16 protein-coding genes are annotated in these 16282 nt (G+C 60.1%); 9 read left to right on the forward strand and 7 right to left on the reverse strand.

The window, feature by feature from the left end; all coding sequences use genetic code 11:
- The first annotated feature begins 177 nt into the window (after positions 1 to 177).
- The 3 genes from ACZY1F_RS17380 to ACZY1F_RS17390 all read left to right on the forward strand — a co-directional run bounded on the left by ACZY1F_RS17380 (position 178) and on the right by ACZY1F_RS17390 (position 2221).
- On the forward strand, positions 178 to 654 hold the full coding sequence (locus ACZY1F_RS17380; protein WP_463943634.1) for an aminotransferase class I/II-fold pyridoxal phosphate-dependent enzyme: 477 nt from the start codon (positions 178 to 180) through the stop codon (positions 652 to 654).
- Positions 576 to 1151, forward strand: coding sequence for a pyridoxal phosphate-dependent aminotransferase (locus ACZY1F_RS17385; RefSeq protein WP_463943372.1), 576 nt, complete (start codon positions 576 to 578; stop codon positions 1149 to 1151). Before ACZY1F_RS17380 ends, ACZY1F_RS17385 begins: the two co-directional genes overlap by 79 nt.
- A gap of 140 nt (positions 1152 to 1291) precedes the next feature.
- Positions 1292 to 2221, forward strand: a complete 930-nt coding sequence (locus tag ACZY1F_RS17390; protein ID WP_463943636.1) for a LysR family transcriptional regulator — start codon at positions 1292 to 1294, stop codon at positions 2219 to 2221.
- Positions 2222 to 2272: 51 nt separating this feature from the next.
- On the opposite strand, the gene ACZY1F_RS17395 is transcribed toward ACZY1F_RS17390, so the two are convergent.
- The 5 genes from ACZY1F_RS17395 to ACZY1F_RS17415 form a co-directional block, all read right to left on the reverse strand.
- Positions 2273 to 2497, reverse strand: coding sequence for a helix-turn-helix domain-containing protein (locus ACZY1F_RS17395; RefSeq protein WP_463943374.1), 225 nt, complete (start codon positions 2495 to 2497; stop codon positions 2273 to 2275).
- A 2-nt stretch (positions 2498 to 2499) separates the two neighbouring features.
- The gene (locus tag ACZY1F_RS17400; RefSeq protein ID WP_463943376.1) at positions 2500 to 3159 is read right to left on the reverse strand and encodes a GntR family transcriptional regulator; all 660 of its coding nucleotides are present in this window, start codon (positions 3157 to 3159) and stop codon (positions 2500 to 2502) included.
- A 118-nt stretch (positions 3160 to 3277) separates the two neighbouring features.
- Positions 3278 to 4282 (reverse strand): transketolase family protein, encoded by a 1005-nt coding sequence (locus ACZY1F_RS17405; protein WP_463943378.1) that lies wholly within the window; start codon positions 4280 to 4282, stop codon positions 3278 to 3280.
- Positions 4279 to 5190, reverse strand: a complete 912-nt coding sequence (locus ACZY1F_RS17410) for a transketolase (protein ID WP_463943379.1) — start codon at positions 5188 to 5190, stop codon at positions 4279 to 4281. Before ACZY1F_RS17410 ends, ACZY1F_RS17405 begins: the two co-directional genes overlap by 4 nt.
- A 35-nt stretch (positions 5191 to 5225) precedes the next feature.
- A complete protein-coding gene (locus tag ACZY1F_RS17415) occupies positions 5226 to 6563 on the reverse strand; it encodes an MFS transporter (RefSeq protein ID WP_463943381.1) in 1338 nt (445 codons plus the stop codon).
- 259 nt (positions 6564 to 6822) lie between these two features.
- On the opposite strand from ACZY1F_RS17415, the gene ACZY1F_RS17420 reads away from it, so the two are divergent.
- From ACZY1F_RS17420 to ACZY1F_RS17435, 4 genes are all read left to right on the forward strand, one after another.
- Positions 6823 to 7599, forward strand: a complete 777-nt coding sequence (locus tag ACZY1F_RS17420) for an SDR family NAD(P)-dependent oxidoreductase (RefSeq protein ID WP_463943383.1) — start codon at positions 6823 to 6825, stop codon at positions 7597 to 7599.
- Between the two features lie 783 nt (positions 7600 to 8382).
- The gene (locus tag ACZY1F_RS17425) at positions 8383 to 9657 is read left to right on the forward strand and encodes a hypothetical protein (protein WP_463943384.1); all 1275 of its coding nucleotides are present in this window, start codon (positions 8383 to 8385) and stop codon (positions 9655 to 9657) included.
- Between the two features lie 125 nt (positions 9658 to 9782).
- The gene (locus ACZY1F_RS17430; protein WP_463943386.1) at positions 9783 to 11027 is read left to right on the forward strand and encodes an SNIPE associated domain-containing protein; all 1245 of its coding nucleotides are present in this window, start codon (positions 9783 to 9785) and stop codon (positions 11025 to 11027) included.
- 271 nt (positions 11028 to 11298) lie between these two features.
- Positions 11299 to 11865 (forward strand): recombinase family protein, encoded by a 567-nt coding sequence (locus ACZY1F_RS17435; RefSeq protein WP_463943388.1) that lies wholly within the window; start codon positions 11299 to 11301, stop codon positions 11863 to 11865.
- A 206-nt stretch (positions 11866 to 12071) separates the two neighbouring features.
- Here ACZY1F_RS17435 and ACZY1F_RS17440 read toward each other — a convergent pair whose 3' ends face one another.
- The gene (locus tag ACZY1F_RS17440) at positions 12072 to 13211 is read right to left on the reverse strand and encodes a helix-turn-helix domain-containing protein (RefSeq protein ID WP_463943390.1); all 1140 of its coding nucleotides are present in this window, start codon (positions 13209 to 13211) and stop codon (positions 12072 to 12074) included.
- Complete coding sequence (locus tag ACZY1F_RS17445; protein ID WP_463943392.1) at positions 13189 to 13845, reverse strand: hypothetical protein; 657 nt, start codon at positions 13843 to 13845, stop codon at positions 13189 to 13191. The genes ACZY1F_RS17440 and ACZY1F_RS17445 overlap by 23 nt, the downstream gene beginning before the upstream one ends.
- Before the next feature lie 86 nt (positions 13846 to 13931).
- Here ACZY1F_RS17445 and ACZY1F_RS17450 point away from each other — a divergent pair, with 86 nt between their 5' ends.
- A complete protein-coding gene (locus tag ACZY1F_RS17450) occupies positions 13932 to 14738 on the forward strand; it encodes a hypothetical protein (protein ID WP_463943394.1) in 807 nt (268 codons plus the stop codon).
- Between the two features lie 96 nt (positions 14739 to 14834).
- The gene (locus ACZY1F_RS17455; RefSeq protein ID WP_463943396.1) at positions 14835 to 15680 is read left to right on the forward strand and encodes a hypothetical protein; all 846 of its coding nucleotides are present in this window, start codon (positions 14835 to 14837) and stop codon (positions 15678 to 15680) included.
- The last annotated feature ends 602 nt before the right edge of the window (positions 15681 to 16282 follow it).

A 16282-nucleotide genomic window follows, 5' to 3' on the forward strand; every position in this document is an offset into this window, starting at 1 on the left:
CAGGTCGCCCCCGAAGGAGCCCCATTGTGCGACTCCCTCCATTCCTTATCGAGCGCATGTTCGCAAAGCATGAATTCACCGCACGGATAAACCTCACGGGCTCAGACACAGAAGCGCTGCCTTTCAAGCGAGCTATGGCAGGTCGCGCCCGCGCGAACGCGGGAATGGTACGAGTCACTGACACTCGGCTGTACGGAATCGCCCGGCCACCCAGAGTTACGGGAATTGGCCGCTCACGCCTCCGCCGTCGAATCAGGGTCGGCTGTGCAAGTCTTTGCGGGAGCGACGGAAGCGGTGTTCGTCCTTCTGAACTCCGTCCTCAGGGCGGGCGACCATGCGACCGTCATTGGTCCTACGTGCCAAATCCTGATCGACGTTCCCCGCGCAATTGGCGCTGAAGTGACCGAGATTCGCCTCCGCCGGGAGAGCGCCTGGCACCTCGATATTGCTGAAATCAAGAACGCGATACAGCCCAACACCCGCTTGTTAGTTGCTAACTTTCCCCATAACCCCACCGGGTACCTGCCGGAGCGGGCCGTCTTCGAAGAACTCGTTGACTTGTCGACGGCACTGACATGCTGCTGCTCAGCGACGAGATTTACCGGGGAATTGAGCATGATCCCGAACGCCAACTTCCACCTGCTGCAGCCATGACATCCAACGCCGTCACAGTCTCGGGCGTATCCAAGGTGCTGGGCATGGCCGGCGTCCGAATTGGATGGACCGTCACCCAGAACGCGGCAGGGACCAACAAGCTCCTCGACTACCGCTACTGGACTACCCTCGCCACCAGCGCCCCGAGCGAAATCCTGGCCATTGCAGGACTACAAGCCGCACCCGCCCTTCTGGACAGGGCCAACGGCCTCGTCCGCACCAGTTCAGCAGCCCTCGCCACATTCGTTGCGTCCACCCCTGGCTGGGAATGGATTCCCCCGGAGGGTGGGACCTGCGCCTATCCTTGGCTGACGAGCTCCGTCGCGCAGGCCTTCTCGGAATGGCTCGTTGAACACCACGGCGTACTCCTGGCCTCCGATGTCATGTTCGAACACACCGGCCACCACCTGCGCTTAGGGTTGGGACGGGCCCTGTTCCAAGACGGAATGACCTCCCTCAACCAAGCATGGCCCGAGTGGACGCGCGGCCCCTCCTGAAGGGCCGCTGATCCGCCTGGCGGATGATTGGTCAAAATAGCGAGCCTTCGTCTGCAATGGTGCGCTGGTCTGTCTCGCTTGAATAATGCCAGGCAGAGGCAAGCCAACAGACACTTTTAGCAATGGCTAAGGTTGGCCTTATGGATCTGTATCAACTAGGCCTACTCCGGGAGCTCGGGGACCACGGAAGCGTGGCGGCCACAGCGCGTGCCTTGGGCGTTAGCCCATCAGCGGTCTCTCAGTCGCTAGCGGCGTTACAGCGCAAGTTTAAGGCGCCCCTGATGCAAAAGCGCGGTCGGTCGGTCGAGCTGACTGATGCCGGCCAGGCTTTGGCAGTGGCGGCAATTGACGTTGCCGAGGCGATTTCCCGGGCTGAGGCTGCCGTGGACAAATTTGTTGGAGGTATTGATCGGACAGTACGTGTCAGCGCATTCCACAGCGCGGCCGTGACGTTCTTTCCAGAGCTGGCCGCCCTGACCCAGAATGAAGGATTTCCTGGCGTGGAATGCGTCGACGAAGACGTTGACAGGGACTCATTCCCGGCACTTACTGCCAATTACGACATTGTCATTGGTGGCAGGATGGGCCACACCCCGCCGTGGGCCCGCGACCGGCTTGCGGTGCTGTCGCTCCTGCGCGAACCCATGGATGTCGCCATGCACCATTCGCACCCTCTGGCGAACAGAACTTCCCTTCAGCCATCCGATTTGGCAGGAACAACCTGGGTTTCAACCCATGCCGGATTTTCCCCTGCCGACACCCTTGACGCCATCGCAGCGGCCGCCGGCAAGCCAATGCGAGTTGTTCACCGGATCAATGACTTCGGCACGGCAGCAGCTATCGTTGCCAAGGGAGAACACCTAACCCTGCTCCCGCGGTACACCGTTCATATTCCAGCCTCCTACAACGTGGTGCTCCTTCCGTTGGAGGGCATACAGTCCGTCAGGCATATCGACATGTTGATCCGTCCAGAGCGTGTGGTTCACAAAGCCGTGACCATCGTCGTGGACGCGCTGCGAAGCATTGCCCAGTCCCGAATCGCGACAACCCAGCGGGGCCTGGATGCCTAGGCGCGTCTTCCTACTGAGGGTAAACAGATCAGTACCCGGGACATGGCTGTGTCAGATGGTTCTCGAACCCGATACTGCACTCTGCCCGTTGAGCTCATTGAGATAGTTGTAGACGGTGAATCGCGTGACGCCAAGCGCGTCTGCAGCGGTCTCCGCGGACTGCCTGATCAGGAAAAAACCGCGCCGCTCGAGTTCGGCGACGACCTGCATCTTGTGTTCTTTACGCATCTGCGGAACCGGGACGCTGACTTTTCCGGAAGTCAGGGAGATCGGCATTCCTACGCTACGAGGTTGTCAGCCGCGGTGTCCATGTGTTCGCGGATGGTCTTGCGTACCTGGGATGTGTCTCCGGTTTCGATGGCGGCTACGATGTCGCGGTGGCGGTTCACGCTCATGTTTTTGATGCCTTTGTCCCTTCCGGCGAACATGATGGACATCCGAATGGACCCTTCGAGTGAAGTCCAGGAGTGAAGCAGGGTTTCGTTGCCGGTCAGCCGGCACAGGGTGCGGTGGAATTCCATGTCGGATTCGATCCGCTCTTCCAATGACGAATCTTCCGCTGCTTCCATAACGTCAATGATCTTATGGAGGGATGCGATGGCATGGGCGCGGTCCGGGAGTTCGCACAGGGTGCGTGCGGCCAGGGTTTCGAGGGCCGCGCGGACGGCGAAGATGTCGCGGATTTCCTTTTCGTCCAGGTGCCGGACAGACAGCCGGCCGCGGGGTCCTGCGGAGAGCAGGCCTTCCTGTTCGAGTTGCCTGAGCGCTTCGCGCAGTGTGCCGCGGCTGATTTGGAGCATCTCGGAGAGTTCGGTTTCCACCAGGTGACGCCCGGGTGCCAGTTCGCCGCTGGTGATCGCGGTACGCAGCGCCGAGAGCGCCTGCTCGCGCAGGCTCGTCTTTTCCAGTCCCAACAACGGGGCTGTCATTCCGGCCATGGCGTCCGTCCTCAGTGTTATAAGTCGACTGTTTACAGTCGTCGTAGTTTCGATGGTACGGCAGAAAGCACGGCACCGGACGGTGCCGGCTCCGTGCTTTCTGCATCGCTGACCCCGGTTAGCCGAGTTCCGCAAGCACCTTCGCCACGATCTTCTGGACGGTAAGTCCATAGCGGTCGTGCAGGGTGGGCAGGGCGCCGGCGTCGAGGAATTCGTCCGGCAGTGCCACCGGCACCACGCGCTTGCCGAGCCCGGCCGTGACCACTGCTGAGGCGACGGTCTCGAACAGGCCGCCGATCACGCTGTGGTTTTCCAGGGTGACGGCGAGGCGGTCGCTGTTGATTTCGGCCAGGACGGTGGCGGCGTCGAACGGCTTGATGGTGGGCGTGTGGACGACGGCGACGTCCACGTTATGCTCGGCCAGGGCTTTGGCTGCCTGGAGTGCGCGCATGGTCATCAGCCCGGAGGAGATGAACACTACGTCGTTGCCGCCGCGCAGGACCTTGGCCTTGCCGAGTTCGAACGTGTAGTCGTATTCGTCCAGGACCGTGGGCACGTTGCCGCGGAGCAGACGCAGATAAGTGGGTCCTTCGCTGGCGGCGAGTTGGGGGACGGCTTGTTCGATGTCGATCGAGTCGCAGGGGTCCACGATGGTCAGGTTGGGCATGCCGCGGAAGATGGCCATGTCCTCGGTGGCCTGGTGGCTGGGTCCGTAGCCGGTGGTCAGGCCGGGCAGCCCGCCGACGATGTTGACGTTCAGGTTCGGTTCGGCGGCGTCCAGGCAGAGGAAGTCGTAGGCGCGGCGGGCGGCGAACACGGAGTAGGTGGAGGCGAACGGGATGAGCCCGGTTTCGGCGAGCCCGGCGGCGGCGCCGAAGAGCAGCTGCTCTGCCATGCCCATCTGGAAGAACCGCTCCGGGAAGGCCTTGGCGAAGATGTGCATGTCCGTGTATTTGCCCAGGTCCGCCGTGAGGCCCACGATCCTATCGTTTTCCTGCGCCGCCTTCACCAGCGCATGCCCGAACGGGGCGGACGCGGTTTTCTGGCCGGGATCTGCGAAGGAGGCGATCATCGCCGAGGTCTTCAGTTTGGGGGCGGTGCCCTTTACAGCTGTGGTGCTCATCGGGCAGCCTTTCCTTCGTAGCCTGCGGTGAGTTGTTCGCGGCAGGTCTGCCATTCGTGTTCTTCGATGCGCATGAAGTGCGCCTTTTCGCGCTCCTCGAGCAGGGTCACGCCGCGGCCTACCTTCGTGTCGCAGAGGATTACGGAAGGGGCTCCGACGGCGGCGGCTTGGGCGGCGGCGTTGTCGAACGCGGCCAGCAGTTCGGCCATGTTGTTCCCGTCCACGCGCTGGGTGTACCAGCCGAATGCTTCCCATTTTTCGGTGACGGGTTCAGTGCGGAGCACGGTGTCGGTTTTGCCGTCGGCCTGGAGAGCGTTGATGTCCACCATCGCGGTCAGGTTGCCCAGCTGGTGGTGGTGGGCGCCCATGGCCGCTTCCCAGGTGGAGCCCTCGTCGAGTTCGCCGTCGGAGAGGAAGTTATACACCCGGGCATCCGAGCCCTGGTAGCGAAGGCCGAGGGCCATGCCCACGGCGATGGTCAGTCCGTGCCCGAGGGAGCCGCCGGAGATTTCCATGCCGGGCGTGTAGGTGGACATCCCGGACATCGGCAGCCGTGAATCGTCAGAACCGTACGTTTCCAGTTCCTCAACCGGTACGATCCCGGCCTCAGCGAGGGCCGCGTAATGCCCGATCGCGTAGTGGCCGGTGGAGAGCAGGAACCGGTCCCTGGCCTCCCAGTGGGGGTCCTCGGCATGGAACCGCAACTGATCCGCATAGACCGCAGCGAACATGTCCGCGGCACCAAGGGCCTGGCCCACGTAACCTTGGCCCTGCACCTCACCCATATTCAATGCATAGTGCCGGATCCGGTAGGCCGCAGCACTGATCTTTGCGATGCGGTCCTGCGGAACGTCAGTGGAGGTCACCCCGGTAGGCGTTGCCCGGTCCTTGACGGTATCTGTTGGCATTGCTTGCTCCGTAATTGTTTGGCGCGTGGTGGTCATCAGACATTCACCGTGTTGGGGGTGTTTTTGGTGGCTTCGTCAGCCAGCTGGCGTTCGCGCTTGCCCCAGGTTTCCCGGGTGACAACGGCGGCCCACAGGCCGATCAGGGCGTAGGTGCCAAAGAGCAGGGCCGGGCCGATCCAGCCGAAGCTGACGAACAGCAGCGTGGTGATGAACGGGGTGAATCCCGAGACCATGGCCGAGATCTGGTAGGCCAGTGAGGCGCCCGAGGCGCGGGTCTTGGCCTGGAAGAGCTCGGGGAACCAGGCGCCCTGGGCGCCGGCGAGGGAGTTCTGGCAGACGGCGTAGGAGATCACCAGGGTGGCGATGACGAAGATGAACATTCCGGTGTTGACCAGCAGGAACATTGGTATAGCGAACAGTGCCGCGAAGGCTGTGGACCAAATGTAGAGTGGCCGCCGGCCGATCCTGTCCGTGAGCCGGGCCCAGGCCTGGGTGGCGAAGATGCCGATCGCCGAGGCGATGCAGAGCGCCACCAGGGTCTGGGTCTTGTCGGCAAGGTGTTGGCTGTTCAGGTAGGAGATCATGTACGTGATGGAGACGGCGTAGCCGGCGGTCTCGGCGATGCGCAGGCCAATGCCCTTGACGATGCTGCGCCAGTCAGTCTTGATGACCTCGATGATCGGGGACTTCACGATGGAGCCGCTGTCCTTGACCTCGTCAAAGACCGGGGATTCCGGGACCTTGGCGCGGATGATCAGGCCGACGGCAACCAGGACGATGCTGGCCAGGAAGGGGATTCGCCAGGCGAGTTCGCCGCCGAGATTCACGCTGACCAGGAACACGAGGTTCGCCAGCAGCAGGCCGACAGGGAAGCCGGCCTGCACGATGCCGGTGTATTTGCCCTTGGTCTTCCAGGGTGCGTGCTCGTAGCTCATCAGGATGGCGCCGCCCCATTCGGCGCCGAAAGCAAGGCCTTGGACGATGCGAACGAATACCAGCAGCGCCGGAGCGAGCAGGCCCACCTGGCCGTAGGTGGGGAGCAGGCCAATCACGAACGTGGCCACACCCATCAGGATCAGGGAGGCCACCAGAACCGGCTTACGGCCCACCTTGTCGCCAAGGTGCCCGCCGATGATGCCGCCGATGGGCCGGGCTGCGAAGCCGACGCCGAGCGTAGCGAAGGCTGCCAGTGTTCCGGTGACGGGGTCGCCGGTCGGGAAGAACGCTGTACCGAAGTACAGGGCTGCGGCGGTGCCGAAGCCGATGAAGTCGTACGTCTCGATGACGGCGCCGACACCGGAACCGATGGCGACACGCCTTGCATCTTTGGTGCCGTGTACATGGCCCCGCATCTTGAGAGCTTCGTTGCTCATGGACTTGATCCCTTTCGATGAGCGTAGGGCTAAAAGCACCGGCGCTGTCGACTGTTAACACATGATACGACCAGTGTGACGTGGGTCATCCGCATTGTCAACAGTCAATGTTGTGGGTTGACTGTTGACACTGAACGGGCATACAGTGACATACATCACCCAGGCTTGGAGGGCTGCGGCAGATACCCAACTGGGTACCAGCTGATCGTTCTCTGCACCACCGCACGCAGCCATGCCGCCTATGTTTCCAAGGAGCATCATGACCACCAGCATTCAGCGCACCGCCGTCCTCACCGGGGCAACCTCGGACCGGGGCATCGGCATCACCACCGCCCGCCGCTACGCCAGCCAGGGCTGGGCGGTGGTGATCCTGGACCTCGACGGTGAGAAGTCAGCCAAGGTCGCCGCGGAAATCCGCGCCGACTATAACGTCCCGGCCTTCGGCCACGAGATCGACGTCGCCAACGAGGCCTCCGTCACAGCTGCCCAGGCCGCGGTCGCCGTCGAGGTCGCCGCCGGCAACCTCCCCCCGGTGGGTGCCCTGGCAAATATCGCCGGCATCACCTCCCCGCTGCCGTTCCTTGAGACCACCCTCGAGCTCTGGCACAAGGTCATGGACGTCAACGCCACAGGCACCTACCTGGTCACCAAGGCCTTCCTGCCGGGAATGATCGAGAATGGCTGGGGCCGGATAGTGAATATGTCCTCCGTTTCCGCCCAGCGCGGCGGGGGCGTGTTTGGCAAGGTCCCCTACTCTGCCGCGAAAGCCGCGATCCTGGGCTTCACCAAGGCCCTCGCACGCGAACTCGGCCCCACCGGCGTCACCGTCAACGCCATCACCCCTGGCGCTGTTGACACCAACATCCGCGTCGGCAGCACCGAGGAACAGGAAGCCGCGATCAACGCCGGCATCCCTTTGGGCCGCAACGCCACCACCGAGGAAGTTGCCGCCGTCATTACCTTCCTGTCCTCCCAGGACTCGGCGTACCTCACCGGCACCACCATCGACATCAACGGCGGAAGCCACATCCACTGACAACCACGGGCGCCCAGAAAGGGCCGGCCCTGACAAGCGACTTTCGAGGGTCCCTCAGACTTACCGAAGAACCCGTGGCCGGTTGCTGCGACGTCCACTCCGAGGGTACGAGAGGGCCCGTGCTCAGGTGCGAGAAACAAGGTTCGGAGATCACGGCTGACCCATACCCCTACCATGACTGGACCCGACTAGTCGGTACACCGGTGGAAATCCGCAAGGATTTCTCGATCGTCCGGGCAGGCATGGTTGACGACGTCATGCCTGACTCTTCAGTATTGTGGCTGGCTTCCGACAGCAGCCATGGCCGAGAGCTTTTTGCCGCATCGGAGGGCTACCAGGTGTGGATCCGGCCCCGAAAACTGGACGGGAAGCACTGCTACCAAATGGCCGCTGAGCACCTGCGGCCGCCAACCACCTAAGCCCTTCGGTAGACCGATTTCCGAGGATCAGTGATCGCACTCTCACACTTCAAGAAAAACGCCACGAATGACGCAGGAAACAGCCCCTTGTGAGGCCACTCCCCCGCCTGTTTTGGAACGCCGATAACCATCGTTACGTAAAGTAAGTAGGCTGATAGTTGCACGCGCGTTCTAATTTACTTATCGTGTGGTTCTTCGCTTAGCGCTGTCCCGTGCTCCCCTGAGGTTCCATTCCGCCGTCGCGACAGCCTGATTCCAAGTCGGGGCGCCAGCCCCAAAGACGCGTTGCCATTCTTAAACGAAAACATCGAAATGCATCCAAGACCGCTCGTCAGATACTTTAATCTTCTACTTCCTTGCTAATGTGAACGAAAACTTTATCTGGGGGTTTGATGTGGCACGTCGTCGTGGATTTTTAGCGGAAATGCAGCATCAGGCGAAGGTGGCCGAACAGCGTCAGCGAGCCGCCTCGCGGGAACAGGCGGCTTCTGCGCGCCGCGCTGAGCAGGCGTGGAAGGCTGAGCAGAGGGCGCAGGTTGCGTTGCAGCGTGCCTCGGAGTCGGACCGCAAGCGCCTTGAGAAGGAGGCGCATGACGCCCACGTGGCCAGCCGACAGGCGGAAGTAGAACAGCTTAACGCGGAACTTGCGACCGTATACGACCAAGTCGACAGCCTCCTTGAATCGACCCTGGCTGTGGATGATTACGTTGACCTCGCAAGCTTGCGCAGGACGGTCGAACATCCAGTATTCGACCGCCGGCTGGAGACCCCGATTCCGGCCCCAGCGCCGCTGCTCGATCCCCCAGCACCCGTATTTCAGCCTCCTGCTCCCCCGACGGGGCTCTTCGGCCGCAAGAAGAAGCTTGCCGAGGCCCAAGCCCAGGCTGAAGCCCTCTTTGCCGCGGCGCATTCGTCTTGGGAGTACGAGATGGCCCAGTTGCCCGCGCGGCGTCAGGAGATTGCAACTCGATACGCTGCAGATGAGAACAACCGCAAGCAGAGGCTTGCTGCAGCAGAAGCCCGTTACGTCGCTGAGTGCGCTGCTCGGGAGGCCGAGGTTGCCGAGCACAACGCCTCCATTGACGAACTTATTACGAATCTCAGCTATGGATCAGTGGAGGCCGTACAAGAGTACGTGGGCATTGTGCTCGCAAACTCCGTCTACCCCGAGGGATTCTCGGTGGAGCACGAGGCGCAGTTCGAGCCGGGAACAGCAGAACTCGCATTGCGCGTCCTCATCCCGAGCCCGGATCAGATCCCGACCATCAAGTCCTACAAGTACGTGAAGGCCAGCGATGAGATCACGCCAGTGGCACTCTCGCAGAAAGAGTCGAAAGACCGGTATGCAGGAATAGTTCATCAGGTCGCACTGCGAACCTTGCATGAAATCTTTGAAGCTGATCGCCGTGAACTGATCCAGAGCATCGCCCTGGAGGTCGGAACTCAGACAATCAACCCGGCGACCGGCAATGAAACTTACATCCCATTCGCAGCAGTCGGGGCATCACGTGAGGCGTTTTCTGAAATTGATTTGTCAGCCGTGGTGCCAGCCGCCACTCTGGAGCACCTGGGCGCTTCCGTCTCCAAGAATCCCCTCGGGCTGACACCGGCGAACGTCTCGGGAGTTCGGCGCTCCTGATGACGAATGACCTGGTTTTCAATCCACCTCCTGGCTGGCCGCAACCCCCCGCGTCCTGGCGGCCTCCCGCTGGCTGGACACCCGACCCCGCGTGGCCGGCCGCCCCGCCCGGGTGGCAGCTTTGGATGCCATCGGAGGGGTCACCGACTGCGGGCCACGTTGAGCCGGCACCGGCACCTGCATCCTCACCCAGCAAGTCGGAATCAAACGCATCTTCCCTTGGGGCACGGGTCGCGTTTCTCGAAGCAGAAAATGAACTTCTTCGACGGCAATTATCTGAAGCCGCTGTTGATTCGACTACTTACGTCGAACTCAACGACGAACTGGTTCTTCAGGAAGTCGGCATTTACCGCTATCACCATCCTTTGGAGAACGCGGCGTCCTTCCGCGAACGTTTAGATGATGTGGAAGGGCGAATCGCGGACCTCGTGAAGCTGGGGCAGGCGATCGTGAAGTCGAATCTCTTCACCTTCAACAATTCCCTTGCCAAGGGTCGACGCATGACCGAGGACCTGGCAAAGCTGATGCTCCGGGCCTACAACGCCGAGGCCGACAACAGCATCAGATCCCTCAAGCTCGGAAATGTGGTCACTGCCAAGCGACGCCTGGATGCATCTCGGCTCGCGATCGCGAAACTGGGCGCACTCATGGAAATGCACATCAGCGATGAATTCCACGCAATGCGCGTCGAGGAAATCGAACTAACCGCCGACTGGCTCATGAAGAAGCAGGAGGAGAAGGAAGCCGAGCGGGAAGAAAAGGCCCGTCTGCGCGAGGAACGCCGCGTCGAACGCGAACTCGCCGAGGAACGTGCCCGGCTCGATAAGGAACGGGCTCACCTCCTCAACGCTCTCAACGCCATGCGCGCCTCCGGGCAGCAGGATCCTGATCTGGAGCTTCGACTCCAGCTAATCGATGAAGCCATCACCCAGAATGACTTCCGTGCTGCTAACATCCGCGCCGGCTACGTCTACGTCATCTCCAACCGCGGAGCCTTCGGCGATGACGTCGTCAAAATAGGCCTAACACGGCGCCTCGAACCCACTGACCGCGTCGCGGAGCTCAGTGGAGCATCAGTACCGTTCCGTTTTGACATCCACACGCTCTTCTTCTCCGAAGATGCAGTGACACTCGAGAACGAACTCCACAAACACTTCGCGACAAGGGCCGTCAATCAGGCCAACCCCCGAAAAGAGTTCTTCTTCGCAACCCCATCCGAAGTACGCGACGTGCTCATGGAAAAAGTGGGCAACCTCCTGGAGTTCACCGAGCACGCTGACGCCACGGAATACCTTCAATCCTTCAAACAGTGGCCCACCCGTCCTGCCCAAGAATCGACGATGACCGTGCTACCCATGAAGGCGCAGTAAGACTGCTTCCCCGTTACCCCCCAGACGCTGCGGTCGTTCTTGGCGCCGCAGATAAGAATGCCGATCATTCGAATGATCTCCCAACCCGGCAAAGAGGGGCGGGATCGGAGGACTCCGTTTCTTCTTGCTGGAGTCTGTCACTACCGAAGTCTGGGAGTTTGTTACTGCGGCCGGCCCCGATCCAGCACGCCCACCAAGAGTCAAATGAGTATTGACTGTTGTCCGATAAGAGCCTAAAACTCAGATTGACAGGTCGAGGGTTGGAGGCACCGTGGCTGGACAGCGGATCGGGTACGTGCGGGTGAGTACCCTGGACCAGAACGAGAAACGCCAGCTCGAAGGCCAGGTTCTGGACCGGGTCTTCACGGACAAGGCCTCCGGAAGGGACACCACCAGACCAGAACTGACGGAAATGCTGCGATTTGCCCGGGACGGGGACACCGTGGTCGTGCACAGCATGGACCGGCTCGCCCGGAACCTCGATGACCTGCGGGCTTTGGTCCAGGGCCTGACCCGCAAAGGCGTGCGGGTGGAGTTCGTCAAAGAAAGCCTGGTCTTCACCGGCGAGGACTCCCCCATGGCCAACCTCATGCTCTCCGTGATGGGTGCCTTCGCCGAATTCGAACGCTCCCTCATAAGGGAACGCCAGCGGGAAGGCATCGCCCTGGCCAAACAGCGCGGGGCCTACAAAGGCCGGAAAAAGACCCTCACCCCGGAACGGGCAGCCGAGCTGGTCCAGCGCGCCGGCAACGGGATTCCGAAAGCCCTCCTTGCCCGTGACTACGGGATCAGCCGGGAGACCGTCTACCAGTACCTGCGCCACACAAAGCTGGGATGACCCGCTCCCCTGCCCGTGCCGGCATCGTGCCATATCCGGTGCGGCCATAGGTTGACGGAATCTGCATTATTGGCTTTCGACAGGCCCAAGGACAGAACCCGTGAGCCGCGGGAGCCCGGTCAGGATTCGCCGCGGGAGCCCGGGGATTCGATGCCTCTCCCTTGGGGCACGATTGATTCATCCATGGAACTCCTGCCCGGTCTTCTTTACAAGGTACTTGCGCTAGAAAAGAGTGGGACCACGTTAGAAGTGGCCTGAGCCGTAGGCACCGTGAGCCCAGGTGCGTCTCTGTTTTCAGCGATCGCACCAGGAGCCCATTGCTGTAGAAACGCCGGCGATGCGCCGAGCTCCCAAGAAGCCTTTAGATATGGGCTGTCTCCAAACTCCTTAACAAGCATCTGTCGAAGCAGGACCGGGCGCTCGGGTCTTACATCAACTGGTTCGTCTCTTCGCCAACCCTTATACGAAATCTGTACCATCAGCGATTTTCGCCGGCTGTCGGAAATGAGCCCAAGAGCATGTGCTCGGGCGACGATGGCCTGAATGGAAACACCCCAAGTTGCTTTCAGCGCCAAGTAACCGTTCAGGGACAGGGTCTCGGAGACTGCTTGTCGCATTGCCTGATACGGGATGAGCAACGCGCCGGCGAAGCGATGTGCCTCGCGTTCCTTGATCTTTTCTCCGACGTCTGGTCGGAGGCCATGAAGGACGATATGTCCAAGTTCATGCGCCTCGGTGAAGCGCTGACGGTCCCCTGGCTCACCCGACACGTAAGCGATAACTGGTCGCTGAATTCGCTCGGAAGCTCGTGACGCGCCATCATGTCCTTCGAGAATTCCTTCTTCGACCGCGGCTACAGCCGCCACGACTATTCCACGACGTTCCATGGCCCTGGTGAGGTTGAGGATCGGGTCCTGCGGTTCAAGTTTGAGTGCTGCTCTGGTCTGAGCCGCTAGAACTTCAATGTCGTCGCCATCGATGTCGTCCTCTGCCTGGGGTAGGGGTGTAAGACGATAGCCGATTCGGTCGCACAATTCTGCCGCCACACGCTCGAGTTCTTCGAAGCGAGCAATGGATGAATCCCGGCTTATAGCGGACGCTCCCGCCAGCTTCCGAAAGGATAACGTCCCGGAAACCGATGGCGCTACTTGGTCGAAGAAGGAGACAGGCATTCTCGTCGCAGCCGCAATCTGCGCCGCTGCTGAGTCCGTTACAGTACGATCCCCGCGCTCCATAAGCGATATCTGAGGCTGACTGATACCGGTGGAAGCGGCAAGTTCTGTCTGACTCAAGCCTAGAAGGCGACGTAACGTGACTAAGCGCTTACCCCGCTGCTCCTTTAGCACCGTCGCTCTCCTCGTCTTTATCGATATCAATGATTAGGTCTTCGTCGTGATCCTCGCCGACAAACTTAAGTTCCTCGAAGGCGGTTCGAGTGGGTGCCAACTCCATGGTGAAGTCAATGGCCATACGTCCTGAATACTTTCCGGGCTCTAACGGTCGGACGGCGCGGACGTTGAAGGTTCCGTCCTCCCCTGGTGACCAGAGGAGGAGCAGCTTATGGAGCGGGGGTGCTTCGAAGAGGGAGTCAATACCAAGGTCGAGCATTGGCGTGTTCCGCCAGAAGGCACGCCGAGCATGGTTGTGCCCCGCATGCGGGACTGCTGGTGCAGGTGGGCGTCCATCTTTGAGGAAGCGGAGGACCAAATCGCCGGTGGTGTTAGCGAACTGGAGCTGTCCCATCATGTTTGGATTTCCACCCAGAGACCACCCTTCGACACCGACCATGGAAAGATGCTCTCGGACCCCGAGTCGCATAATCCCGGAGCGCAGGAACGACATATTCCCGGCATTCTTGTAGCCAGGGATATGCGTTTCGGCGTCCTGCGCAGCCGTTGCCAAAGCTTCGTGAAGGGGCTCGGTCAGCGTCATGAGCTCGGCGTGGAGATGGAGGGCAAGCTCGTGGTCTGGCGACGTCATATGCACGAGTCCTTTCGGTAGCTTGCAATAATATTACATGAAAAATCAATAGCTGCAGGATTCGTCCTGTCGAGCAGAGGGCTATAGTGACGAGAAATCTAGGGGCAGCGGGCAGCGAGGCAGGGGAATCCTTTGCGGATCTGGCAAAGGATCTCGAGGAGAGGGTCCGTCAGCACGATGAACTGCGGAAGGAAGGAGATTTTCGGGCAGAACAAAAGCGGCTGCAGCGCGTTACCGCCAGCTTCATCGATGCCGTGCGAGCAACAGCTCTTGCTTACACCCGTGACCCTGACTCTGCTCGAAAGCTGCTGCAGTTCTCGATGGATGACTTCATCGAGTCGGCACTATCGATTTACATGCTGGGTCAACAGGGAATTTTCAACGTTGGCCGACGAGAGCTCAGATACATGCTTGAGGCTGGCGTGAAAGCCGTTTATGTTGATGAGCAGCTCCCCGGAAACGCGTCCTTGGATGAACGCTTGGCGTATCTGGCTACAAACACCAACGTTCCGCGATCGTCCATCAACGTGGTTGACCAGATGCCCCTAAGGCTATTGCCCGACCCGGAGGAGTTTCGCAAGAGTGTTCACAGCGCCTTTGGCGCCTTGAGCGGTTACACGCATGTTTCGAGGAAGATGCTGGACGAACGAGTAAGCCGTATTTCACGAGGGGAAGGTGTGGGCTTTGAACATGCAAGTACACTCCGGGTGTTCAATGCGTTGGTGGCAAAGACCTATGACGTGGTGCTTGCCATGATCTTCGAAGGTGTCGGACCGTTATTCGCGGGTGATCTATTCATTTACGTTTTCGACCATGAACACCGGTGGCCCTACGCCAAGACTCGGTATCTCAGCCAAATTTCCGCCGGCTTCGACTATAAGCGTGCCCACTGATCCAACATCGGGCTGCCGTATCACCTTGGTTGAAGTTGATGCTATAAGGAAGGCCTTGCTTTCGGTCGAGCCTCATAGTCCGGGTAGCATTCCCCAGTGAAGCGAATCCCACACTTGCTCAAACACTGGAGCGTCCACATCCTGGCAGGCATATGCCTTGTCATCGTCGTGTGGACCTTCTGGGAGAGCCGTGCAGCCAAGCCGGTTCCCGAACCGCGGACGATGCAGGCCATCGAACTGCCACTGGCTTATGACCTTTGTCTTGCCATCATTAGTGCCTATATATTCAACCTGCTCATCGTGGTCCTACCGGCGAGACGTAGGCAGGCATCGCGCCTCCTCGCCCTCCTCGGCCCTCTTACGACAATCGCCAGAAACGGCATGGATCTCATCAGGGAACTGGAACGGGTTGCCATGTGTCCGCACCACAGGATGACAGCGGAACACCTGGAAGCTGTACTCAAAGGCATCCACAACAACGAATACATCCGGCACCACATTGACAACCGCATGAGGGAAACCCAAAAGGCGTATCAGGACATCATTCCGTATTCGGCCGACCTTCCTTTGGACCTGCAAGAACGCTTACAGCGGGAGAACCAGAACCTCATGCATCAAGCCTTCAACGACTACTCCGGCAAGCGGGATCGCAAGCGCTACAGCCTCAAGAAACTCCGCACCCCAAGCGATGGCATGACCCTATATCCCTATCTGGGTTTGTTCATGCAGTATTACACGGCAACGGAAGCGGTCAGGGAGATCCTGAACAAATATATGCCTCCAATCCGTTATGGCCGTGTGGAACTGGCGGCACTCAGATTAGTGAGGCGTTCCCAGACCTTTGACTTGGAAAACACGCGGGTGTATCCATATCCCGACTACCCGCCACCACTGGTGTTCAAGCCCAGAGTGGAGACGTCAAGAAGGATGGGAAGAAGTTAATGACTGAGACTAAGCAGGATAGGGAGGTTGCGATGGAGGAGCCTGTAAGTACTTAGCCACTTAACGAAAGGTCCCTTATCGGCGTTAAAACAACGGGAGAAGAAGTGGATGCGAGAACTCCGTTTCCCGTAGAACCTGTCCTTTTCCATTTCGCTTGACGCACAGTCACTACATCTGACGCATTCTCATGGATTGTTCATAACATCTGTCGCATCGCAGGTCAGGGCAATGCAGACCTCTGGGAGTGTGGCTGGCCAAGGAGGCCGGTATTGATGTTGCGCGGCTCAGGCGTGTCGCTCAGTTGTCGCACCGCAGGTCAGAGCCGTGGTGCTGGGCCAAGTTAGATGAAAACGGACAGAACCCTACGTTTCCGAGGTCAGAAGCGCTAACTAAACTATTTACGGTTCGGCGCGTAACGTGGATTTGGCCCGCAGTGACTGAAATTTAGATGGCCGGTAAGGCCTTCAAGGGAATTGGGTACCCGTTACCCGTCCACGCGCGGCCTTACTGTGGGCAGCGGAGCCGGCGGCGAAAGTGTTTGGCGCGAGGCCACGTGCACCTCCCCCAGGCCGCTGGCCCCTGATCACTATCCCCTCGGGTCA

This window comes from Pseudarthrobacter xylosi, from assembly GCF_055412765.1.

Coding starts and splice junctions, on each gene's coding strand:
- ACZY1F_RS17420 (WP_463943383.1), top strand. CDS start 6,823: ATGACCACCAGCATTCAGCGCACCGCCGTCCTCACCGGGGCAACCTCG.
- ACZY1F_RS17415 (WP_463943381.1), bottom strand. CDS start 6,563: ATGAGCAACGAAGCTCTCAAGATGCGGGGCCATGTACACGGCACCAAA.
- ACZY1F_RS17405 (WP_463943378.1), bottom strand. CDS start 4,282: ATGAGCACCACAGCTGTAAAGGGCACCGCCCCCAAACTGAAGACCTCG.
- ACZY1F_RS17410 (WP_463943379.1), bottom strand. CDS start 5,190: ATGCCAACAGATACCGTCAAGGACCGGGCAACGCCTACCGGGGTGACC.
- ACZY1F_RS17390 (WP_463943636.1), top strand. CDS start 1,292: ATGGATCTGTATCAACTAGGCCTACTCCGGGAGCTCGGGGACCACGGA.
- ACZY1F_RS17445 (WP_463943392.1), bottom strand. CDS start 13,845: ATGACGTCGCCAGACCACGAGCTTGCCCTCCATCTCCACGCCGAGCTC.
- ACZY1F_RS17400 (WP_463943376.1), bottom strand. CDS start 3,159: ATGGCCGGAATGACAGCCCCGTTGTTGGGACTGGAAAAGACGAGCCTG.
- ACZY1F_RS17430 (WP_463943386.1), top strand. CDS start 9,783: ATGCCATCGGAGGGGTCACCGACTGCGGGCCACGTTGAGCCGGCACCG.
- ACZY1F_RS17385 (WP_463943372.1), top strand. CDS start 576: ATGCTGCTGCTCAGCGACGAGATTTACCGGGGAATTGAGCATGATCCC.
- ACZY1F_RS17395 (WP_463943374.1), bottom strand. CDS start 2,497: ATGCCGATCTCCCTGACTTCCGGAAAAGTCAGCGTCCCGGTTCCGCAG.